The sequence below is a fragment of the Arthrobacter sp. OAP107 genome, assembly GCF_040546765.1.
In the GTDB taxonomy this organism is placed as follows: Bacteria; Actinomycetota; Actinomycetes; order Actinomycetales; family Micrococcaceae; genus Arthrobacter.
In genome coordinates, this window is sequence record NZ_JBEPOK010000001.1 from 2,457,350 (window position 1) to 2,477,785 (window position 20,436).

Annotated in this window: 21 protein-coding genes; 12 read left to right on the plus strand and 9 right to left on the minus strand. The window is 66.4% G+C overall.

The window, feature by feature from the left end:
• Positions 1-9 precede the first annotated feature (9 nt).
• From ABIE00_RS11435 to ABIE00_RS11460, 7 genes are all read left to right on the plus strand, one after another.
• Positions 10-1,422, plus strand: a complete 1,413-nt coding sequence (locus tag ABIE00_RS11435) for an aldehyde dehydrogenase family protein (protein WP_354260292.1) — start codon at positions 10-12, stop codon at positions 1,420-1,422.
• Between the two features lie 211 nt (positions 1,423-1,633).
• Positions 1,634-2,683 carry a biotin synthase BioB gene (gene bioB, locus ABIE00_RS11440; protein ID WP_354260294.1) on the plus strand — a complete coding sequence of 350 codons (1,050 nt, stop codon included), beginning with the start codon at positions 1,634-1,636 and terminating at the stop codon, positions 2,681-2,683.
• Positions 2,680-2,925, plus strand: a complete 246-nt coding sequence (gene bsaP, locus ABIE00_RS25950) for a biotin synthase auxiliary protein BsaP (protein WP_502914213.1) — start codon at positions 2,680-2,682, stop codon at positions 2,923-2,925. Before bioB ends, bsaP begins: the two co-directional genes overlap by 4 nt.
• A complete protein-coding gene (locus tag ABIE00_RS11445) occupies positions 2,925-4,295 on the plus strand; it encodes an adenosylmethionine--8-amino-7-oxononanoate transaminase (RefSeq protein ID WP_354263338.1) in 1,371 nt (456 codons plus the stop codon). The genes bsaP and ABIE00_RS11445 overlap by 1 nt, the downstream gene beginning before the upstream one ends.
• An 8-nt stretch (positions 4,296-4,303) precedes the next feature.
• On the plus strand, positions 4,304-5,461 hold the full coding sequence (locus ABIE00_RS11450; RefSeq protein WP_502914283.1) for an 8-amino-7-oxononanoate synthase: 1,158 nt from the start codon (positions 4,304-4,306) through the stop codon (positions 5,459-5,461).
• Positions 5,458-6,132 carry a dethiobiotin synthase gene (gene bioD, locus ABIE00_RS11455; protein WP_354260298.1) on the plus strand — a complete coding sequence of 225 codons (675 nt, stop codon included), beginning with the start codon at positions 5,458-5,460 and terminating at the stop codon, positions 6,130-6,132. The genes ABIE00_RS11450 and bioD overlap by 4 nt, the downstream gene beginning before the upstream one ends.
• On the plus strand, positions 6,108-7,331 hold the full coding sequence (locus tag ABIE00_RS11460) for a cytochrome P450 (protein ID WP_354260300.1): 1,224 nt from the start codon (positions 6,108-6,110) through the stop codon (positions 7,329-7,331). Before bioD ends, ABIE00_RS11460 begins: the two co-directional genes overlap by 25 nt.
• Positions 7,332-7,379: 48 nt before the next feature.
• Here the strand turns inward: ABIE00_RS11460 and ABIE00_RS11465 are convergent, their stop codons facing one another.
• Entirely contained in the window at positions 7,380-8,309 is a 930-nt protein-coding gene (locus tag ABIE00_RS11465; protein WP_354260302.1) for an acyl-CoA dehydrogenase family protein, read from the minus strand.
• Complete coding sequence (locus ABIE00_RS11470; protein ID WP_354260304.1) at positions 8,306-8,662, minus strand: GTP cyclohydrolase II; 357 nt, start codon at positions 8,660-8,662, stop codon at positions 8,306-8,308. The genes ABIE00_RS11465 and ABIE00_RS11470 overlap by 4 nt, the downstream gene beginning before the upstream one ends.
• Before the next feature lie 230 nt (positions 8,663-8,892).
• Between ABIE00_RS11470 and ABIE00_RS11475 the strand changes: the two genes are divergently transcribed.
• Entirely contained in the window at positions 8,893-9,651 is a 759-nt protein-coding gene (locus ABIE00_RS11475; protein ID WP_354260306.1) for a MerR family transcriptional regulator, read from the plus strand.
• Between the two features lie 83 nt (positions 9,652-9,734).
• Here ABIE00_RS11475 and ABIE00_RS11480 read toward each other — a convergent pair whose 3' ends face one another.
• Both ABIE00_RS11480 and ABIE00_RS11485 read right to left on the minus strand, forming a co-directional pair.
• The gene (locus ABIE00_RS11480) at positions 9,735-10,019 is read right to left on the minus strand and encodes a DUF1876 domain-containing protein (RefSeq protein ID WP_354260308.1); all 285 of its coding nucleotides are present in this window, start codon (positions 10,017-10,019) and stop codon (positions 9,735-9,737) included.
• Positions 10,020-10,092: 73 nt separating this feature from the next.
• Complete coding sequence (locus tag ABIE00_RS11485) at positions 10,093-10,728, minus strand: dihydrofolate reductase family protein (protein WP_354260310.1); 636 nt, start codon at positions 10,726-10,728, stop codon at positions 10,093-10,095.
• Between the two features lie 206 nt (positions 10,729-10,934).
• Here ABIE00_RS11485 and ABIE00_RS11490 point away from each other — a divergent pair, with 206 nt between their 5' ends.
• Positions 10,935-12,248: an aspartate aminotransferase family protein gene (locus ABIE00_RS11490; protein WP_354260312.1), complete on the plus strand. Its 1,314-nt coding sequence runs from the start codon at positions 10,935-10,937 to the stop codon at positions 12,246-12,248.
• Between the two features lie 18 nt (positions 12,249-12,266).
• On the opposite strand, the gene ABIE00_RS11495 is transcribed toward ABIE00_RS11490, so the two are convergent.
• On the minus strand, positions 12,267-12,887 hold the full coding sequence (locus ABIE00_RS11495) for a dihydrofolate reductase family protein (RefSeq protein ID WP_354260314.1): 621 nt from the start codon (positions 12,885-12,887) through the stop codon (positions 12,267-12,269).
• Positions 12,888-13,112: 225 nt separating this feature from the next.
• On the opposite strand from ABIE00_RS11495, the gene ABIE00_RS11500 reads away from it, so the two are divergent.
• Positions 13,113-13,580 carry a CHAD domain-containing protein gene (locus tag ABIE00_RS11500; RefSeq protein WP_354260316.1) on the plus strand — a complete coding sequence of 156 codons (468 nt, stop codon included), beginning with the start codon at positions 13,113-13,115 and terminating at the stop codon, positions 13,578-13,580.
• A gap of 145 nt (positions 13,581-13,725) precedes the next feature.
• Positions 13,726-14,961 carry a putative lipid II flippase FtsW gene (gene ftsW / locus ABIE00_RS11505; protein WP_354260318.1) on the plus strand — a complete coding sequence of 412 codons (1,236 nt, stop codon included), beginning with the start codon at positions 13,726-13,728 and terminating at the stop codon, positions 14,959-14,961.
• Here ftsW and ABIE00_RS11510 read toward each other — a convergent pair.
• Entirely contained in the window at positions 14,958-16,418 is a 1,461-nt protein-coding gene (locus ABIE00_RS11510) for an MFS transporter (protein ID WP_354260320.1), read from the minus strand. The genes ftsW and ABIE00_RS11510 overlap by 4 nt on opposite strands.
• 255 nt (positions 16,419-16,673) lie before the next feature.
• On the opposite strand from ABIE00_RS11510, the gene ABIE00_RS11515 reads away from it, so the two are divergent.
• Positions 16,674-16,898 carry a hypothetical protein gene (locus tag ABIE00_RS11515; RefSeq protein ID WP_354260322.1) on the plus strand — a complete coding sequence of 75 codons (225 nt, stop codon included), beginning with the start codon at positions 16,674-16,676 and terminating at the stop codon, positions 16,896-16,898.
• Positions 16,899-17,001: 103 nt separating this feature from the next.
• Here ABIE00_RS11515 and acs read toward each other — a convergent pair whose 3' ends face one another.
• From acs to ABIE00_RS11530, 3 genes are all read right to left on the minus strand, one after another.
• Positions 17,002-18,981 carry an acetate--CoA ligase gene (gene acs / locus ABIE00_RS11520; RefSeq protein ID WP_354260324.1) on the minus strand — a complete coding sequence of 660 codons (1,980 nt, stop codon included), beginning with the start codon at positions 18,979-18,981 and terminating at the stop codon, positions 17,002-17,004.
• A gap of 6 nt (positions 18,982-18,987) precedes the next feature.
• Positions 18,988-19,662 (minus strand): acetate uptake transporter, encoded by a 675-nt coding sequence (locus tag ABIE00_RS11525; protein WP_354260326.1) that lies wholly within the window; start codon positions 19,660-19,662, stop codon positions 18,988-18,990.
• A gap of 253 nt (positions 19,663-19,915) precedes the next feature.
• Entirely contained in the window at positions 19,916-20,278 is a 363-nt protein-coding gene (locus ABIE00_RS11530) for a cupin domain-containing protein (protein WP_354260328.1), read from the minus strand.
• Positions 20,279-20,436: the final 158 nt, after the last annotated feature.

The following is a 20,436-nucleotide window of genomic DNA, read 5'->3' on the forward strand; positions in this document are numbered from 1 at the left end:
GGAACACCCATGGAAACCTACGATTCATTGCTTGCCAGCGTTACCGCAGCGCCCGGTCAAGACGGCCGGACCATTTTCGATCCCGCTACCGGCGGCGTCGTCGGCCAGGCGCCGGTCCACACCGTTGAGGACCTCGAGACCGCGGTGGCGGCGGCCCTCGCCGCCCAGCCGGCCTGGGCCGCGCTGGGCCACGACGCCCGGTCCGCCGCGCTGCTCAAGGCCGCCGACGCCGTCGAACGCTCCGCCGAGGAACTCGCCCACCTGCTCTCCCGCGAACAGGGCAAACCCCTCAACGGCCCCAACGCCCGCTTCGAGGTCGGCGCCTGCGCCGCCTGGCTGCGCGCCACCGCCGACACCGAACTCACACCCGAAGTCGTCGTGGACGACGGCGAAACCTACGCCGAACTGCACTACAAGCCCATCGGCGTCGTCGGCGCGATCGGCCCCTGGAACTGGCCCATGATGATCACCATCTGGCAGATCGCCCCCGCACTGCGCATGGGCAACACCGCCGTGGTCAAACCCTCCAAAATGACCCCGCTCTCCGTCCTGGCCCTGATCAAGGTCCTCAACGAAGAACTCCCCGACGGCGTCCTGACCGCCATCGCCGGGGACCGTGAGGTCGGCGCCCGCCTCGCCGAACACCCCGCCGTCGGCAAGATCATGTTCACCGGCTCCACCGCCGCCGGCAAAGCGATCATCAAATCCTCCGCCGACACCGTCAAACGCCTCACCCTGGAACTGGGCGGCAACGACGCCGGCATCGTCCTGCCCGACGCCGACCCCAAAACCATCGCCGAAGGCCTCTTCTGGGGCGCCTTCATCAACACCGGCCAGACCTGCGCCGCCCTCAAACGCCTCTACGTCCACGACGACATCTACGACGCCGTCTGCGACGAACTCACCACCATCGCCAAAACCATGCCCATGGGCAACGGCCTGGACGAAAACAACGTCCTCGGCCCGCTCCAAAACAAAGCCCAGTACGACATCGTCGCCGCCCTCGTCGAAGAAGCCCGCGACTCCGGCGCCCGGATCCTGCTCGGCGGCAACCCCCACCCCGACCAGCCCGGCTACTTCTACCCCACCACCCTCGTGGCCGACATCGACAACAACAACCCCCTCGTCACCGAAGAACAGTTCGGCCCCGCCCTGCCCATCATCCGCTACACCACCATCGACCAGGCCATCGACTACGCCAACGCCCTCGACGTCGGACTCGGCGCCTCCGTCTGGTCCCCCAACCTGACCGCAGCCCGCGAAGTCGCCAACCGCATCCAAGCCGGCACCGTCTGGATCAACAAACACGGCGCCGTGGACCCCCGCGTCCCCTTCGGCGGCGCCAAACAATCCGGCTACGGCCTCGAATTCGGCGTCGAAGGCCTCAAACACCTCGGCATCCCCCAAATCATCAACGGCTAACCCCCACCGGCCAACCGCCCCACCGGAACCCAAGGGCCGCCACCGCACCAATGCGACGGCGGCCCTTGCCCGTCCGATCCGCGGTCGAAGTAGGGACCCGACCAACGTCCCTCCGTCTCCTTGTCGGTACCCCACAAAATCTTGCCCTTGATGGGGAATTAGCGTCAGTTCAGAGGAATATCCGCAGCCATCACACGCAAAGGACCCATCAATGACGATTCAGGCAGACGCGAGCGAAACCACAAGCCACGCGACCATCCCGGCCCCTTTCCCCATCCTTGAAACCGCCAGGCAGCAGGTCCTCGAGGACGGCATCGGGCTCACCCAGGCGCAACTAGAGGAAGTACTTCGGCTTCCGGACGAAGCCCTTCCCGCCGCGCTGCAACTGGCCCACGAGGTCCGGCTCCGGCACTGCGGCGAGGACGTCGAGGTGGAGGGCATCATCTCCATCAAGACCGGCGGCTGCCCGGAGGACTGCCACTTCTGCAGCCAGTCCGGCCTGTTCGACTCTCCCGTCCGCGGCGTCTGGCTGGACATCCCCGAACTGGTCAAAGCCGCGAAGGAAACCGCCGCCACAGGAGCCACCGAGTTCTGCATCGTCGCCGCCGTCCGCGGCCCCGACATCAAGCTCATGAACCAGATCAAGTTCGCGATCGACCGCATCAACGAGGAAGTGGACATCAACATCGCCTGCTCGCTGGGGATGCTCACCCAGCGCCAGGTGGACCAGCTCGCAGAGTGGGGCGTGCACCGCTACAACCACAACCTGGAAACGGCCCGCAGCTACTTCCCCGAAGTGGTCACCACGCACACCTACGAGGAACGCCTCGACACCTGCAACATGGTCAAGGCCGCCGGCATGGAGCTGTGCTGCGGCGCCCTGATCGGCATGGGCGAAACCCTCGAACAGCGTGCCGAACTCGCCGGCCAGCTCGCGGCCCTGGAACCGCACGAGGTCCCGCTGAACTTCCTCAACCCCCGCCCCGGCACCCCGCTCGAGAACCAGGGCATCATGGACGGCAAGGACGCACTCCGCGCCATCGCCGCTTTCCGCCTCGCCATGCCACGCACCGTGCTGCGCTATGCCGGCGGCCGCGAACTCACGCTCGGCGACCTCGGCACCCGCGACGGTCTCCTCGGCGGCATCAACGCCGTGATCGTCGGCAATTACCTCACCACGCTGGGGCGCCCGGCGACGGCAGACCTGAATCTATTGGTCGAGCTGAACATGCCGATCAAGGAACTCCAGAAGACGCTGTGACCGGGGTTTCGACGCGCTCAAGCAACGGGAGCCCAACCACTGGTGCAGCCTTTTGCGGACACTGCGGCGGGACGCACGACCGCGGCGACGGGCCGCCGTCGTCCGCCCATCGGGAGTGCGGCGAACGGCTGGCCATGGAACCGCCGCGGTACTGCACCGCCTGCCGGCGGCGGATGAAAGTGCAGGTGACGCCGCTGGGCTGGTCCGCCGAATGTTCGCGGCACGGGGTGTTGGTCCCGTGATGCAGGATTCGCAGCAGAAGGACCTGATCCAGCGGGACCGCGCCCGGCTTTGGCACCCCTACGCGCCCGCCTCACCCGACCTTCCGCTGTGGGAGGTGGAGGCGGCCGACGGCGTGCGGCTGCGCCTCCGCGGCGAAGACGGCACCCGGCACGAGGTGACCGATGCAATGTCCTCGTGGTGGTCGGTGATCCACGGCTACCGCCACCCGGTCCTGGATGCCGCCGCCAAAAGACAGCTGGACACGTTCAGCCACGTGATGTTCGGCGGGCTAACGCACGCTCCGGCGGTGGAACTGGCCGAGCGGCTCGTCGCCATGGCCCCTGCCGCGCCCGGCGGTCCCGGGCTGGAGCGGGTGTTCCTCGCGGACTCGGGGTCTGTGGCCGTCGAGGTGGCGCTGAAGCTGGCGGTGCAGTTCCAGACTGCGGCCCGGCGGCCGCGCCGGCAGCGGTTCCTGAGCCTCCGGGGCGGCTACCACGGCGACACGTTCGCGGCCATGGGGGTCTGCGATCCGGTGGACGGCATGCACTCGGCATTTCCGGGTCTGCTTGCCGGCAACCTGTTTGGGCCCCGCCCTCCCGCTGCGGCGTCGGCGACCCCGGAAGCGGTGCAGGCGTGGGCAGACGGTGTGGCGGAGCTGGCGGCCGCGAACGCGGCGGAACTGGCGGCGATCGTCGTCGAACCCGTCCTGCAGGGTGCCGGCGGCATGCACGCCTACCCGGCCCAATGCCTCACAGTACTGCGCGAGGTGGCGGACCGGCACGGACTGCTGCTCATCTTCGACGAGATCGCCACCGGCTTCGGCCGCACCGGCGAACTGTTCGCGGCCGGCCATGCCGGCGTCGTGCCGGACATCATGTGCGTGGGCAAGGCCCTGACCGGTGGTTACCTGACCCTTGCCGCCATGCTCTGCACGGCTGAGGTGGCCTCGGCTGTTTCGGCCAGCCAGGCCGGCGCCCTGCTGCACGGCCCCACCTTCATGGGCAACCCGCTGGCGTGTGCCGTCGCCAATGCCAGCCTCGGCATTATAGAGAACGGGCGCTGGCGTGCCGACGTTGCCCGGATCGGCACCGGACTGGCATCCGGGCTGGCGCCTGCCCTGGAACTCGGGGCCGTCCGGGACGTCCGAACCATCGGCGCCGTCGGAGTCATCGAGCTGCACGACGCCGTTGACGTCACAGCCGTCACCGCGGCAGCCATCCGCCGCGGCGTCTGGGTCCGGCCGTTCCGGAACCTCATCTACACCATGCCGCCCTACATCAGCACCGCCACGGACATCGCCCAGATCACCGCGGGCATGACCGCAGCCGTCGCGGAGGTCCACGAAGCCCGGGTCGAACGCGTCCCGGCCTACACCGGAAGTGCCTCGTGAGCGGCTCGATGAACCAGTGGCTCGAGCGGCAGGCCGCCGTCCGGGAACGGCGGGGCCAGGTGCGCCGGCCTCTTCCCCGCGCCCCGCACGAACGGTTCATCGACCTGGCCAGCAACGACTACCTGGGCCTTGCAACGGACCCGCGGGTTACCGGGGCAGCCGCGGAGGCCGCGGCGCGGTGGGGCGCCGGCGCCACCTCCTCACGCCTGGTCGCCGGAACCACAAACCTGCACCTGGACCTGGAGCAGGAACTGGCCACGCTGGCCGGGATGGAAGCGGCGCTGGTCTTCTCCTCCGGCTACCTGGCCAATATCGGGGTGATCACGGCGCTCGGCGGCCCCGGGACCCTGATCATCGCGGACGAGCACTGCCACGCCTCGATGATCGACGGGTTCCGGCTCAGCCGCTCGCGCACCGAGTCATTCGCCCACAACTGCGTTGAGGAAGCCGGCCGGCTGCTCGCGGGCCGGCCGGAGCCGCGGGCGATGATCGCCGTCGAATCCGTCTATAGCGTCCTCGGCGACGCGGCGCCGCTCGCTGAGCTGCTGGCCCTGGCCGAGCAGTACGACGCCATGCTGCTCATCGATGAAGCGCACAGCCTCGGCGTCACCGGCGCCGGCAACTTCCAGGGGCGCGGCTCTGTCGCCGGGTCCGCGCTTGCCGGGCACCCGAACGTGATCGTGACGGCAACCCTGTCCAAGGCGCTGGGCAGCCAGGGCGGTGCTGTCCTGGGATCCGGACTGCTGCGGGAACACCTCCTGAACCGGGCACGTAGCTTCATTTTCGACACCGGTCTGGCGCCAGCGTCCGCCGCAGCCGCCCTCGCCGCGGTGCAGATCCTCGGGGACGAAACATGGCGGGCGGGATCTGTGCACAGCAACGCGGCAGCGCTGGCCGTCGGGCTTGCGCCAGCCCTCGCCGCCCGCGGCGTTATGCCGGACCCGCGAGTAGGCGCCGTCCAGTCCATTCCCATGCCGTCCGCGGAATCGGCACTGGCCGCCGGGGAGTCCGCCCGCCGCGCCGGCGTCCGGATCGGCTGTTTCCGGCCGCCGTCCGTTCCGGATGGCATCTCCCGGCTGCGGCTCACCGCCCGCGCCACCCTCACCCCCGAAGAAATCGAAGACAGCTGCGCGGTGCTGCGCGGCATTTTGGAGGAACTTCCATGAACCTGTCCCCCGTCATTCTGGTCACCGGAACGGACACCGGCGTCGGCAAAACCATTACGACGGCGGCCCTCGCCGCCGCCCTGAACGGAAAGGGGCGCAGCGTGGCGGTCTTCAAGCCGTGCCAGTCGGGTGCCGCGGACGGCGACTCCGACGCAGCCGAAATTGTCCGGCTCGCCGGCGTGCCGGCCGAAGCCGGCGTTGTTCTGCAGGAACCCATGGCGCCCGTCGCGGCTGCCGCCATCGACGGAACTCCGCTGCCGGCCTTGGCTTCGCACGCAGGGCGGATCCGCGAACTCGCCGCAACCCACGACCACGTCCTGATCGAGGGCGCCGGCGGGGTCCTGGTGGAGCTGGATTCGGACGGCGGCACCCTGGCAGACCTCGGATCGCTGCTGGCGTCGCCATTTGTGGTTGTTGCCCGGCCCGGCCTCGGGACGCTGAACCACACCGCCCTGACCCTCGAGGCACTGGCCGCGCGCGGGCTGGAGGTTCTCGGCGTCGTGCTCGGCAGCTGGCCCGCCAGCCCCGATGCGGTACACCACAGCAACCGGCAGGTACTCGGATCTTTGCGCGTGCCGGTCATCGGGGCCCTGCCCGAGCGCGCCTCGGAACTGTCCCCGGCTGACTTCCGCGCCGGCGCCGCCGCATGGCTGAACGGGATGCCCGCATGATCGCGGCGGCGATGGAGGCGCCCCCGGCGCATGCTCCCGACGGGTCCAGGTGCCCATACCTCGTGGTCCGGGACCCGGACGCGGTCCGCGACATCCTGCACCGGCCCGCCGACTTCAGCCCCGCGAATGCGCTGGTGGCGGTGACCCCGCTGGAGGGACCCGCCCTGCGCGTGCTGCAGCGGGCGGGCTTCGCGCTGCCACCCGTGCTGGCCAGCAACGACACCGACACGCACGGCGGAATCCGGAAGGTGGTAGCCGGCTTCTTCACGCCCGCCACTGTCGCCGCGATGGAGCCTCGGATCCGCGAACTCGCCCGGGAAGCGGCCGTGAACACCGCGGACCAGCTCGCGCGGACCGGGCACGCGGACCTCGTGCAGACAGTGGCGGCACTTTCCCCGGCAGTCATCATGTTGGAACTGCTCGGGCTGCCCGTCCGGGACCTGGCGGCCCTCAAGCTCTGGGGCCTTGACTCAATGGAACTGTTCTGGGGCTGGCCTGACGCGGACCGGCAGCTTGAACTGGCCCGCAGCGCCGCCGAGTTTTACGACTGGCTGCGCCGGCTCGTCGCCGACTCCGTGGCGGCTCCGGGACGCAACCTGTTCAAGTCACTGGCCGGACACGGCCTCTCGAGGACCGAGATGTGCTCACTCGGCTACTTCCTGCTGATCGCCGGACAGGAAACCACCACCCAGCTGATCAGCACCACGCTGTTCCGGCTGCTGGAGGGTGCCGCACCCGTGGCATGGACGGAAGCGGCTTCTGACGCCGGTGCCCAGTCGGTTGTCCGGCATGTGCTCGCCACCGAATCATCCGTCCCCACCTGGCGCCGGGTAGCAGCCCACAGCACGGACCTCGGCGGCGACCGGATCCCGGCCGGTACCGAGATACTCCTTGAGCTGTCCGGCAACCAGATCACTGCGGGCGCCGGATCGGAAAGCCAGTCCCTGCCGGAGCAGGCCAGGCGCGGACCGTCAACCGGCCTGGTCTTCGGTTCGGGCATCCACCGCTGCCTCGGAGCCAAGCTCGCCGAACTGGAGGCCGCCGTTATCGTCCAGGAAGCCGCGGCGGCGCTGCCCGGGATCCAGCTGCGGGACCACGAACCGGAATGGATCCGGCTGCTGTCCTTCCAGGCACCAAGGACCGTCAGTGTGGTCGACCGGCGGGGCCGCCAAGGTGCCGGTGAACCGGCGGGGAGTTAGAAGGACGTAACTGTGAACCCACGGCCCAGCAAGCCCCGGCCCGCCTGCTCAAGGATCGGATCCAGGCTCAGGGTCGGGTGGTTGTGGAGCACATTCACGTCGCGCTGGATCCGCTGCCTCACCGCTGAGCGCAAGCGAGAGCCGGTAGCCGGCCCGCTCCTCGTCCGTCAGTGTTGCTGGCTGGCGCCGATGGGATCCAGCCACCGTTCTGACCGCCTCCTGCCAGTGCAGGCGCGCAGTGGCCACAAGTCCGAAGGCTTTCGAGTAGCGCGCCTGGGCCAGCGGTGAATCCGCCTGGCGGTTGTCAGCAGTGTTCTTCACCTTGCGCACCAGCATCTGTTCCCGGAAGACGCCGAGAGCGTACTCGGCTGCTCCCAGGGCAGCCGCGGGTTCCACCAGGTTCAGCAGCGTTGCCATGGGCGTGTGGATCAGCGTGTCCGCATGGATCAGGCTGCCTGGATTGTCTGCGGCGCCCAGGTGTGTCCATTCCATGGCCCGGTGCTCCGGAACAAACAGGTCCTCCGCCAGCAGGTCGTTGCTGCCCGTTCCCCGCAGCCCGTCCGTGTGCCACACATCAAGCAGCTCCAGCTCGGCCACAGGGACCAGGCACTGCAGCCGAACGCCGTCGGAGTCCACCGCAAGCAGGGCCCACTCCGAATGCATGATCCCGGACGCAAAACTCCAGTGGCCCGAGATCGAGAATCCGCCCGTGACCTTCCTGGCCGTGCCCACGGGAGCACTCGTGGCCGCAGCCAGCGGAGCAGGCCCGTTGGCGAAGACTTCGTCCTGGACCCGCCGGGGCCACCGGGCCAGCATCCAGACATGCTCGATCAGGTGCCCGGCTGTCCATGCCGTGGACGCGCAGCCCCGGGCAAGCCGCCGGATGACCTGGGCATAGGTTTCCACACCCATGCCGTAGCCGCGCACACTCTTCGGAGCGAGGATCCTGAAGACGCCGGCCTCCTTCAGGTCTTTCATGGTTGTCTCCGGGAGGCGGCGCAACTGCTCCGTTTCCTCCGCCCGTTCCCGCAGGCGGGGAACCAGATCGTCAACGCGGCTGAGCATCTCATCGTGGCTGGAACGGTGCCTGCCGGTGCCGGCCGTACGGGCCCGACGTCGGCCCTCGAAAGTTCCAGCGTATGTGCAGTGCGGTCCCGCTTGGCCGCCAGGTAGGCGCGATTGGCCGGCGAGAGGTACACGCCGGTGGGAACCTGTTCGGTGACGCTGATGCCCAGAGCTGTCAGCTGCGCGGCCTTGTCCGGGTTGTTGCTGAGCAGCCGGATGCTCGTGTCGCCGAGGGCGTCCAGCATCTGGGCGGCGCAACCGGTCATCTGGGGTCCTCGCCGTTCCATTGCGGATTACTTGAACCTTGAAGTTAAGCGTAATCCCAGTTAGTTAAAGCTTCAAAGAATTTGTCGTCCTGTGACCGCGCCGTCGCCATCCCGGAATCTCTCCCTTGAGGCAAAGTACGAGCCCAGGCGTCTCGATGGCCGGCCTTGACCTTGCCGCAACGTCAACCTTTAGAGTCGGAAGATCGGATCAAAAGCGGAAGGAGGAGGGCATGGACTGGTCGATCCAGCAGATCGCCAGGATCGCCGGGACCACCAGCCGGACCCTGCGCCACTATGACGACATCGGCCTGCTGAGGCCCAGCCGCATTGCCCGCAACGGCTATCGGCACTACGACCAGGAAGCACTGATCCAGCTTCAGCGGATCCTGCTGCTGCGTGAGCTGGGCCTGGGCCTGCCGGTGATCGCCGAGGTGCTGGGCAAGGAGGCGGACGCCGCCACAGCCCTGAGTGGCCACCTGCAGTGGCTCCGGCAGGAGCAGGACAGGCTGAACCGGCAAATTTCGTCGGTCCAGCGCACGATTGACGCGGTGAAAGGAGGTGGAGAACTTATGGCAGAAAACATGTTCGATGGCTTTGACCACGCCCGCTACAAGGATGAGGTGGAGGAGCGCTGGGGCAAGGATGCCTATGCCAGCAGCGACGCCTGGTGGCGCGGAATGGACGCCGGCCAGAGGGCGGCTTGGAAGCAACGCTCACAGCAGCTCGGCAGCGACTGGACCGCCGCGGCGGGCTCGGGTATCGCAGCCGACAGCGCCGAGGCCCAGGATCTTGCCCGGCGGCAGGTGGAATGGCTTCGCGGCATCCCAGGAACACCCGCGGCAGCGCCCCACGGTGACGTGAAGGGCTATGTCATGGGCCTGGGTGAGATGTATGTCGCGGATCCGCGGTTCAGCGCAAACTACGGCGGCGAGTCCGGAGCCGCTTTCGTCCGTGACGCGTTGCGCATCTACGCTGAAGCGAACCTGTAGCAGCTCAAGCAAGCCACTCCGACGCCCGGCCGGGATTTCCCGGCCGGGCGTTGCTCTGATCCTTCAGAGCTGCCCATTCAGGGCTAGGCGCGCAGATGCGCAGGAGCGTTGGTGACTTTTTCAATATCGGCAGCGGTGACCTCAATCAGCTGATGCGCCAAATCCGCCAGAGCGCGGGCGGTCGCCAGCTCATCCCCGATGTCGGGGACGTCGGAGTCGGCGGGGTTCAGCCTGGCCATTCCGATACCTTCCAGTTCCGGGCTGTTCCCGGCGCGCAATCGCGCCGTGGCCCTCGTTTGGCCTTCATGTTCGTCGATTGCGATGTTCACCGACCAGCTTTTCTCTTGCATGGTGGTCGCCTCCTCCATCCAAATTCCACCTTGCCAAGCCCCGGGCAAGCCGTCAATGGTCGAAAAAGCCGCAGAACGGTGGTACGTCAACTCACGCCGGGCTGCTGTCCGGCGGCCCGGTGAGCACCGTGGGGACGTACTCGAGGAGCTGAAGCCGGCCGTCGAAGGTCCTGCTGTCCACCATCTCCAGCGAGACGTCCGGATAGCCGTCGTAGATGCGCTCCCGCCCGGTCCGGCCCGTGATCACCGGGAAGACGACCAGCCGGAACCTGTCCACAAGGCCTGCGGTCAGCAGCGACCGGCAGAGGCTGAGACTGCCCAGGGTGCTCAAAGGCCTTGTTCCGGTCCGCTTCATTTCCCTCACGGCCTCGACGGCGTCGCCGGTGACCAGCTCCGAGTTGGGCCACGTCAGGGGTGCCTGCAGGGTGGAGGAGAAGACCACCTTGGGCACGGAATCGAGACCGGTCAGGGCGGCTCCCTCGTCCTCGGAGAATCCTGACCCCTCGGCCGCGGCCTCCCCGGACATGCTGGACATCACGCGGTAGGTGTTTGCGCCCAGGAGGAAGGTGTAGTTTTTCTTTCCCTCCTCCTCGAGCCAGGCCAGGTATTCCGGGCCCTCCAGTCCCCACCAGCCGGGCCACCCCTCGGCCGAGGCATATCCGTCCAGCGAGATGATCAGGTCTACCATCAGTTCCGCTGATGACGTTTCTGCAGTTGTCTCGCCCATGGCCGTGTCCCCGATCTGATCGACAGTGAGGGCCGCCGGAACGCTGCGCCGTCGACGCCCGTGCCGGCAATGCTATCCGCGGAGCGAGCGGCCGTTCAAGGGTCCCCGGCATCTGGAAACTGCTGCCGGAAGGTGCCAAGGTGAAGCAGTGGAGCGGAACACGCCCGGCATGCAAACAACCCCGCACGCAACCAACGGAGGATGTCATGAATCCCGATGATCTGGTCTTCCATCCCTGGGTTGTGCAGGGGCCGCGCGAGGTGCCCACGATGGTCGGCGGCTCAGGAAGCCACGTCGTCGACGTCGACGGACGGCGCTACCTGGACTTCAGCTCGCAGCTGGTGTTCACCAACCTCGGTCACCAGCATCCGCGTATTGTGGCTGCGATCAAGGAGCAAGCCGACCGCCTGTGCACCCTCGCGCCGGGCCATGCTTCCGATGTGCGGGGCGAGGCGGCCCGGTTGATCATCGAGGTGGCACCGGAGCATCTGGGGCACGTGCTGTTCACCACCGGCGGGACCGAGGCCATCGAGCATGCGGTGCGGATGGCGCGGCTTTTCACGGGGCGGCCCAAAGTGCTCGCAGCCTACCGCTCGTACCACGGCTCCACGACCACATCGATCCACCTCACAGGCGATCCGCGCCGCTGGGCCTCGGACACGGGCACGGCGGGCGCCGTGCACTTCTTCGGTCCATTCCTGTACCGATCGGCCTTCGGTTCGCAGACGCCGGAGGAAGAGTCCGAGCGGGCGCTGGCCCATCTCGAGCAGGTGATCCTGCTGGAAGGCCCGACCACGATCGCAGGACTGGTCCTGGAATCAGTCGTTGGCAGTTCGGGAGTCCTCGTGCCGCCGCCTGGCTACCTGCGCGGGGTCCGCGAGTTGTGCGACCGCCACGGGATTGTTTATATCGCCGACGAGGTAATGGTTGGTTTTTGCCGCACCGGAGCCTGGTTCGGTGTGGACCACGCCCATGTGGCACCAGACCTGATGGCGTTCGCGAAGGGGGTCAACTCCGGGTACGTTCCGCTCGGCGGCGTCCTGGTCAGCGACGCGATCTACGAGGCGTTCACCAAACGCCCTTACCCGGCGGGCATGACCTACAGCGGCCACCCCCTTGCCTGCGCAGCAGCAGTGGGCGCCATCAATGCGATGCACGAGGAAGGGACCGCGGCGGCAGCTGCCCGCCTGGGCAACGATGTCCTTGGGCCGGCACTCAGGGGGTTGGCAGAGAAGCACCAGTCCGTTGGTGATGCGCGGGGTATCGGGGGGCTCTGGAGCCTGGAGCTGGTACGGAGCAGGCAGACGAAAGAACCGCTCGTGCGCGCCGGAGCAACAGCCGCTGACAACGCGCCGATGACTGCCGTCGCCAGGGCGTGCCTGGACCGGGGGCTGTTGCCGCTGGTCCAGGGCAACCGGGTCAATGTCGCTCCACCCCTCAACGTGACCGACGCTGATGCGGCCGCTGGCGTGGCTATCCTGGACGAGGCCCTGTCTGTGGCCGACGCGTACCTGGCCTAGAGCTGCTGCTCGACCGGATCAGGACAGCACGCGGTATGTCACGTGCGTGACCAGGCTCGCTGCCCGCGACTTCACCTGCTCGAGCTTCAGCGGCGGCACCCCCTCAAACAACCGCGTGCCGGCGCCGAACGTGAGCGGCGCGATATGCAGGCGCAGCTCGTCGATCAGGCCGGCGGCGAGGTACTGGTTGACGGTGGTGGCGCCGCCCCCGATCGCGACGTCTCCGCCGCCGGCCGCCGCGCGTGCCTGAGCCAACGCCGACCCGATGCCGTCGGTGACGAAGTGGAAGGTGGTGCCGCCATCCATCGGCTGCGGTTCGCGGGCGTGGTGCGTGAGCACGAAGACCGGGCCGTGGAACGGCGGGTCTTCGCCCCACCACCCGTTCCACTGCCGGTCCCACTCACCACGTACGGGGCCGAACATGTTGCGTCCCATGATGAATGCCTTGGCACGGGTGATTTGGTCGATTTCCGCCCGGTTCTCGTCCGGAGTCTTAAACATCCAGGCGTGCAGTGCGTCGCCGCTGCCGTCGCCGCCGTCGTCACCGAACGGGCGCTGCTCGGTCTGGTTGAGCCCGGCTGAGAATCCGTCGGCTGTAACCGTGATGTCGCAGACCACCCGGCCCGTACCTTCAGTCATTGCGCTACCCTCCTGACGGCGACCTTGTTCGCCTCGCGGTGAGCTTCCTTGCAAGCATCAGCATAAACACCCATGGCACAGGGTCCAATGGCGCTGCTTATGAGAAGACCCTCACAGGCTTCTCATGGCTGTCTCAGGTCCCCGGATCATCATAAAGGTATCGATGGCGATGAAATTATCTGGGCCTTCTTCCGGCCCGGGCATCGGGACAGTCGGGGACAGAAAATGCTGAAAGCTCTGGAGAAAACCCACCAACAAGCCGCACCGGAGGCATCATCCTTCCTTAGCGATCAGGTCGCGGCGTTACTCGGTTACGATCCCGGCGTGCGAGCCGGTGAACGGGATGCCTCCAGTGAAATGAATGCCGCCGCGGGGCGGGTCTGGTCTGTTCTCGGCGACCGCAGACTCTTCGACAGGACCGCAGTGGATGGGCTCCGAGGCGAGCTGGCCTGGCTCTCCGAAGCCCTGGGCCCGCTCAGCCAGTCGGCACCGGTGCACGATCAGAACCGGGCCCACATCCACGGCCCCGCCCAAGGACCCGCGTACGAAGCGGCCTACGACCGGGCACTCGCCGCCCTCGAATCCGACAGGTACTTCCGGATGGTCGCCGACCTCCAGCGATTCTGTTCCGCTCCCCCGGTCGGGCAGCCACGGCGCAGCCACCTCTACCGCCGGCACCTCTATCGGGGATGACCCGGTGTCCGGCATAACAGCCGCAGCCGGCAAAGCACCGGATCCCGCCCGCCAGGACGTATGATTTCTCCCCGGTGGGTTTCTCCTTCCCGGAATGGCCCGGAACAAGGGCCGGACCCGCGGGAAGGAATCAAGTGATGGCCAAATGAGCGTGAAGCTTCCGTCGGGCACGGTGACGGAGCGCGGCGACGTTCTGCTCCGCATCGGGCGCTGGCTCGGTGATGAGTCCGGGGACCGCACCCGGCCGGTCATCCTGGCAGTGGTGCTGGTTCTGGCCGCGCTCGGCCTCATCGAGGTGGCCTCGGCGTCGTCGGTGGAGTCCGTGGCGGCCGGTAAGAACCCCTACGACCTTCCGCTGAAGCAGGCCATGTGGACGGCTGCCGGGATAGCCATCATGTTCGGGCTGGCACGCCTCCGGACCCGGCACATCCGCCGGCTGGCATGGCCGCTTCTGGGGGCCGCCGTCGTATCCCTCGGCCTGGTGTTCACACCCTTGGGCATGACCGTGAACGGCAACCGCAATTGGCTGGGCTTCGGAGGTTTCACCGTCCAGCCGTCCGAGTTCGCCAAGCTCGCGCTCATCGTCTGGGCGGCGGCCGTCCTGTCCCGCAAGCAGGCACTTCTTCATGAGTCGAAGCACGCCATCGTCCCGTTGCTGCTGCCGACCGGCGCCATCATCATCGGGCTTGTCGCCTTCGGTCACGACCTGGGCACGGCCATGATCATCATGATGATCCTCGCCGCCACCATGTTTTACGGCGGCGTACGGATGAAAGTCTTCGGAGCCGCGGGCATCGCCGGCGCCCTGCTGGCCCTCGTCCTGGCGGCCACCAGCGGCAACCGGGTGTCCCGCATTTCGTCCTGGCTCGGCGCGGGTTCGGCTGACGACTCCCAGGGAGTCGGCTACCAGGCGCTGCACGGCCAGTACGCCCTGGCCTCCGGCGGCTGGCTGGGAGTGGGGCTTGGGCAGAGCCGCCAAAAGTGGAACTGGATCCCCGAAGCCCACAATGACTTCATCTTTACGATCCTGGGCGAGGAACTCGGCCTGGCCGGAACCCTCCTGGTGCTTGTGCTGTTCACGGTCCTCGGTATCGCCGTTTTCAAGGTCATTGCCCGGACCCAGGACACGTTCGCCCGCATTGTCTCCTCCAGCGTAATCACCTGGATCATCGGCCAGGCCGTGGTGAACATCGCGATGGTCACCGGTCTGCTGCCGGTCATTGGCGTGCCCCTGCCGTTCATCTCCTACGGCGGCTCCGCGATGATATCTTCCCTCGCCGGCGTCGGCATGATCCTGGCCGTCACCCGCCCGCAGCCAGTTCCGGCTGTTCGATCGAAGAGGCAGCGGCTGGCGGCGCCCGCGGGGCCCGTCCGGTCTTAGTCCTGTGCGGCCGCAGTGCCGGCCTTGGCGGCCGCGCCGGGGGCGGCGCTCTTGCCGTCCACGGCCGGCATCGCGATTACGGCAACCACGGTGAGTACGGCACTGACCAGCACGGCGATGAAGACAGCTGTCGACGCCGACACGATGGTCTGCGGATCGGTAACGCCATTGGGGGCACCGGCGTAGATTGCGTTGGCCACTGCCCCGAAAACGGCGACACCGATGGAGCTGCCGATCGAGCGCGCGAAAAGATTGGTGCCGGTGACCACACCGCGCTCATTCCATTCGACGCTTGACTGGGCGGCAATGAGGCTCGGGGTCGCCACCAGCCCCAGGCCAAGTCCGACGACGAAGCAACCTGCCGCTGCCACCAAAATGTTCGGTGCCGGGGCGGTGAGAGCCAACACGGCTGTCCCGATGACCGTGACCGTGACGCCGATCAGGGCGGTCCTCCGGAACCCGATCCGCAGATAGAACCGGCCCGCCTGGGACGCGCTGATGGGCCAGCCGATGGTCAGTGCCGCCAGGGCGAGCCCGGCGAGAACCGGAGAGGTCCGGAGTGCCCCTTCGAGGAACGTCGGAACGTATGAGGTGAGGCCAAGCATGACGGCACCGACGCCGAACGAGATCAGCGCCGTCGTAGCCAGCAGCCGCCGGGACACAACCCACGGCGGGAGGACCGGCTCCGCTGCCTTCCGCTCGACGAGCATGAAGACGGCGAACAGGAGTGCGCCGATGGCAAAGACGGCGATGCTGACCGGAGAGTTCCAGGCCCACGCCTGGCCGCCCTCGAGGGCTCCAAGGATGAGCAGGCTGAGCGAAACCGTCAGCAGCCCTGCCCCCAGGTAGTCCACCCGGTGCTTCGCGCGCTCGACATCCTCATGGAACGCCCGGACCAGCATCCACCCTGCCAGGAGGCACAGCGGGATGTTCACGAGGAAGATGCCGCGCCAGATGCCCAGCGAGGAGAACACGCCCCCGAGCGTCGGGCCAACAACAGAGGAGACCGCCCACACGCTGGCAAGGTAGCCCTGCACCTTCGCCCGTTCGGCCAGAGAGTAGATATCGCCGGCTATGGTGATCGCCACCGGCTGGACGGCTCCGGCGCCCAGGCCCTGCAGCACACGGAACGCGATGAGGGCCGGCATGCTCCAGGCCACTCCGCAGAGGATCGAACCGAGCAGGAAAAGGCCGATACCGGTCAGAATGATCGGCTTGCGGCCGACCACGTCCGAGAGTTTCGCGTAGACGGGCACCGAGACGGCCTGCGCCAGCAAGTAGGCGGAGAAAAGCCACGGAAACGACGTGAATCCGCCAACGTCGGCCACGATCGAAGGCACCGCCGTCGCAACAATGGTTGAATCAATCGCCACCAAGCCTGTCGAAAGCATTAGGGCAATAAGGATGGGTCCCCGCCGGGAACGGAATCCGACTCCTTCGGCAGCCGTCGTCGTCATAAATCTCATTCCCGTCGTCATTCGAGTGCGGTGCGTGCGCCCATCCCGGTCTGGTCCAGGTCCCAGCCCTTTCCGCATAACTGCACCAGCCGCCGAATTAGTCCCGCTTCCCCGGGTGTCCGGCGCCACTTACTTTCTCAAAACTTGGCCGAAACCTGTCCAAATCCGGCCTGTTGCCTGACCGATTCTTGACCCCGCCGCGGCAAAGTCGGTTATGGCAAAGCCAAATGCACAGGACGAAGGAAGGGCGGGGCCATGAACACCAGGACTGTACTCACCAGTCAGCATACCGACAGCCACTGGACCGCCGATGACGTCAGGGAAAAGCTTGGCCGGGAGCTGGAATCCGATCCCGGGCTGGCCGAATTCCTCGCCGCCGCTCCCAACATGGCGCGCGCCCTCAAGGCCGTTCTGAACCTGGACCTTGGCGAACTGGCCGAGCGGCTGGTCCGGGCGGAGATCAGCGCGATACTGCACTGACCGGGTGCCGTGCTCCGCCTCTGATGGCCGACAGGTGCAGCGGGCCAGTGTCGACTAAGTATCCAAAAAATCTCTGTGTCAGCGTGCCGCCTGCAATTTGGTTTTATTGCGCGCCGCCTGCGCCGCCCGGCATGCCGGCCTTGATGAGATCCATGACCGACGAGTCCGCCAAGGTGGTGACATCCCCAATCGGCTTGTCCTGTGCCACGTCTTTGAGGAGCCGTCGCATGATCTTGCCGGAACGGGTTTTGGGCAGCTCGGCCACCACCATGATTTGCCGGGGCCGGGCAATTTTGCCAATTTCCCTGGCCACATGTTCCCGCAGTTCCTGCACCACCTCCGGCCCGCCGTCGCCCGCCTCGCTGCGAAGGATGACGAAGGCTACGATGGCCTGCCCGGTGGTGTCGTCGAGGGCGCCGACGACAGCGGCTTCGGCGACTTTGGGATGCGCGACGAGCGCTGATTCTATTTCTGTCGTCGAAAGCCGGTGTCCTGCCACGTTCATCACGTCGTCCACCCGGCCGAGAAGCCAGATATCCCCGTCCTCGTCCTTCTTCGCGCCGTCCCCGGCAAAATATAGTCCGGGGAACCGTGACCAGTATGTTTCCACGTAACGGTCGTTGTCGCCCCAGATCGTGCGCAGCATCGATGGCCAAGGTTCGCCCAGGACGAGGTAGCCGCCCGAGCCGTTAGGAACGGGCGCGCCGGCGTCGTTCACGACGTCTGCCACGACGCCCGGCAGCGCCCTCATGGCGGCACCGGGTTTGCCTGCCGTCACTCCCGGGAGCGGACTGATCATGATGGATCCGGTCTCGGTCTGCCACCAGGTGTCCACAACAGGCGTTTGATTGTGACCGATGTTCTCCCGATACCAGATGTAGGCAGCGGGGTTGATGGGTTCGCCCACGGTGCCGATCACCCGCAGACTGCTGAGGCTGTATTTCGCCGGTATCTGGGCGCCCCATTTCATGAACGTACGGATGGCCGTCGGGGCACAGTAGAGAATCGAGACCTTGTACTTGTCGATGATTTCCCACCAGCGGCCCTGGTGCGGAGTGTCGGGGGTGCCCTCGTACAGAACGGACGTGGCCCCGTTCACCAACGGACCGTACACGATGTAACTGTGTCCGGTAACCCAGCCGATGTCCGCGGCGGTCCAGAAAATATCGGTATCGGCTTTAAGGTCGAACACTGCCCAGTGGGTGTAGGCGCATTCGGTCAGATAGCCGCCGGTGGTGTGCAGGATGCCTTTGGGCTTGCCCGTGGTGCCCGAGGTGTACATCACGTACAGGGGATGCTCGGCGTCGAAGGATTCGGCATGGTGCTCAATGGGCGCCTGCTCGACCGATTCGTGCCACCAGATGTCGCGCCCCTCGGTCCAGTCAACCTCCTGTCCCGTGCGCCGTACCACCAGGACGTTGCGGACATCCGGACAGTCCTGCAGCGCTTCGTCGACGGCGGGCTTCAGCCCGTTGGCCTTGCCGCGGCGGTAGGCGCCGTCGGAGGTGATGACGATCCGCGCATCGCAGTCGTGGATCCGCGTGCGGAGGGCGTCCGCGGAGAACCCGCCGAACACGACCGTGTGCGGTGCGCCAATTCGCGCGCAGGCCAGCATCGCCACGACCGTCTCGGGAATCATGGGCATGTAGATGGCGACCCTGTCACCCGCCCGCACGCCCAGACTGCTCAGCGTGTTTGCTGCCTGGCAGACCATGTGGGTGAGCTGGGCATAGGTGATCGTACGGGCATCTCCGCCTTCGCCTTCAAAGTAGTAGGCGACTCTGTCTCCGCGGCCGGCAGCTACATGCCGGTCGAGGCAGTTGTAGGCGGCATTGAGCCTGCCCCCGACGAACCATTTGGCGAATGGCGGAGAGGACCAGTCCAATACATCGGTCCATTTTTGGGACCAGTCCAGCCGCTCCGCCTGCCGTGCCCAGAACGCCAGCCTGTCGCCGTCGGCTTCCTCATAGTCCGACAACGTGGCATTGGCCTGGGCGGAGAAGCCTGCTTCCGGAGGAAACCGGCGCTGCTCGTGCAACAGGTTTGCGAGAGTCTCATCCGATTCGTTTGGGCCTGCGGTCATGGCCTCTCACCGTCGTCCCACCGGGAGTACGGACCGCTTGTAGGTGGCGTTCGCGACCACGGCGAGGGAGCAGTACCAAGCGATAAGCGCCGTCACGATGCCCAGCCAGCCGCCCAGCACCGTCAGCCCGGTTGCCCCGGCGAAGGCACCGAGGAACAGTGCGATGAACGTCAGGGTCAACAAGACGAAGACGGCGAAGACACCCATGCTTACGCGCCAGGCGGAGACAGTCATGTAGGCCGTAAAGATGGCCCAGGCCAGCAGATAGAGTCCGACTGCTTTCCCGGCGTCCGCTGCCGGAAGGCTGGCCGCGTTGAACTGGCTCAGGAACCAGAACGACAGCCAGAAGGCCCCGTATGAGCAGAAGGCCGTCGCGCCGAAGACATTGCGGTTGGCAAATTCCCAGATTCCGGCGCCGAACTGCGCAATTCCTCCGTAGAACAGCGCAAGCCCGAGGACCACGGGTTCGTCGGCCTTGGGGATAAGGCCGGCGTTGATCACACTGAGGACAAACGTGGTCATCGCAAATGCGCCCAGACCTAAAGCCGCCGGATCAGCAAATGGCGGCGTGATGCCCGCCTGCGGGGACACAACAGCGCCTTGGGCTGTTGGGGGATTTTCAGTCCTGCGACCACTTCCCGCCGGGACTGTCCCTGCCGCGGAGCTTGATTCGATACTCATGGTACGACTCCTTGGTCAGCACCAGCACCATCGCTGGTGACTTATACCAGGCTACACCCGAATATGCAAGGCAGGAATCGGGCTAAATGTGGTTCCCATCACAGGCATGTGTTATTTAGATCACACCGTGCACTATCATCCACGTGGGCACGCCGTGAAGATCCTGTACATCTCCGCCTCGTCTGATCGACGTCTGGGTCGGCATTTGTCTCCGCAGGAGAATGTCCCAGGCGGAGATGTACAGGGTTGTTGGTTAGGAATTGAAAATCACGAAGAACTTGCGGATCCGTTCCTGGATCTCCCAGGTTCCTTGCCATCCAATGGGGAAGAAGCCGGCAGTACCAGCTTCCAGAGTGACCGGTTGCCCGCCGTCCTCGGTGACAACCATGCGTCCTTCGAGGACGTGAATGACCTCGCCGCGCTCCAGGAACTCCCAGCGGGAGAGGCCCGGTTCAGCTTCCCAGACTCCGGAGAGGATGCGGGAGTCGTCGCTGGTAAAAGGAACGGCGATTCGCGTCTGAATCTCGTCACCCAGCACCTCGGCCAGTGGAGGGCCGAGCGGTGCTTCGTCGAGCTTGCCCTGGAAGAGCTCGGTGGGCTGGAAGGTTTTGCTCATTGGATCTGCCTTTCTGTTGTACACGCCGGGTCGGCAACGGCGAAGTGCGGGTAACTTCAACCCCTCCCCCGAGGGGTGGGCCTGACTCCATCATTCTTGTGTTGCCGGGCAGATAAAACACCTATTCTGGATGGTTTTAACTACCCTTTTGTATGGGA

Coding starts and splice junctions, on each gene's coding strand:
- ABIE00_RS11525 (WP_354260326.1), bottom strand. CDS start 19,662: ATGAGTATCGAATCAAGCTCCGCGGCAGGGACAGTCCCGGCGGGAAGT.
- ABIE00_RS11485 (WP_354260310.1), bottom strand. CDS start 10,728: ATGGGCGAGACAACTGCAGAAACGTCATCAGCGGAACTGATGGTAGAC.
- ABIE00_RS11475 (WP_354260306.1), top strand. CDS start 8,893: ATGGACTGGTCGATCCAGCAGATCGCCAGGATCGCCGGGACCACCAGC.
- ABIE00_RS11465 (WP_354260302.1), bottom strand. CDS start 8,309: ATGAAAGACCTGAAGGAGGCCGGCGTCTTCAGGATCCTCGCTCCGAAG.
- ABIE00_RS11460 (WP_354260300.1), top strand. CDS start 6,108: ATGGCTGAACGGGATGCCCGCATGATCGCGGCGGCGATGGAGGCGCCC.
- acs (WP_354260324.1), bottom strand. CDS start 18,981: ATGACCGCAGGCCCAAACGAATCGGATGAGACTCTCGCAAACCTGTTG.
- ABIE00_RS11490 (WP_354260312.1), top strand. CDS start 10,935: ATGAATCCCGATGATCTGGTCTTCCATCCCTGGGTTGTGCAGGGGCCG.
- ABIE00_RS11510 (WP_354260320.1), bottom strand. CDS start 16,418: ATGACGACGACGGCTGCCGAAGGAGTCGGATTCCGTTCCCGGCGGGGA.
- ABIE00_RS11435 (WP_354260292.1), top strand. CDS start 10: ATGGAAACCTACGATTCATTGCTTGCCAGCGTTACCGCAGCGCCCGGT.
- ABIE00_RS11470 (WP_354260304.1), bottom strand. CDS start 8,662: ATGACCGGTTGCGCCGCCCAGATGCTGGACGCCCTCGGCGACACGAGC.
- bioD (WP_354260298.1), top strand. CDS start 5,458: ATGAACCTGTCCCCCGTCATTCTGGTCACCGGAACGGACACCGGCGTC.
- ABIE00_RS11530 (WP_354260328.1), bottom strand. CDS start 20,278: ATGAGCAAAACCTTCCAGCCCACCGAGCTCTTCCAGGGCAAGCTCGAC.
- ftsW (WP_354260318.1), top strand. CDS start 13,726: ATGAGCGTGAAGCTTCCGTCGGGCACGGTGACGGAGCGCGGCGACGTT.
- ABIE00_RS11495 (WP_354260314.1), bottom strand. CDS start 12,887: ATGACTGAAGGTACGGGCCGGGTGGTCTGCGACATCACGGTTACAGCC.
- ABIE00_RS11515 (WP_354260322.1), top strand. CDS start 16,674: ATGAACACCAGGACTGTACTCACCAGTCAGCATACCGACAGCCACTGG.
- ABIE00_RS11445 (WP_354263338.1), top strand. CDS start 2,925: ATGCAGGATTCGCAGCAGAAGGACCTGATCCAGCGGGACCGCGCCCGG.
- ABIE00_RS11500 (WP_354260316.1), top strand. CDS start 13,113: ATGCTGAAAGCTCTGGAGAAAACCCACCAACAAGCCGCACCGGAGGCA.
- ABIE00_RS11450 (WP_502914283.1), top strand. CDS start 4,304: ATGAACCAGTGGCTCGAGCGGCAGGCCGCCGTCCGGGAACGGCGGGGC.
- bioB (WP_354260294.1), top strand. CDS start 1,634: ATGACGATTCAGGCAGACGCGAGCGAAACCACAAGCCACGCGACCATC.
- ABIE00_RS11480 (WP_354260308.1), bottom strand. CDS start 10,019: ATGGAGGAGGCGACCACCATGCAAGAGAAAAGCTGGTCGGTGAACATC.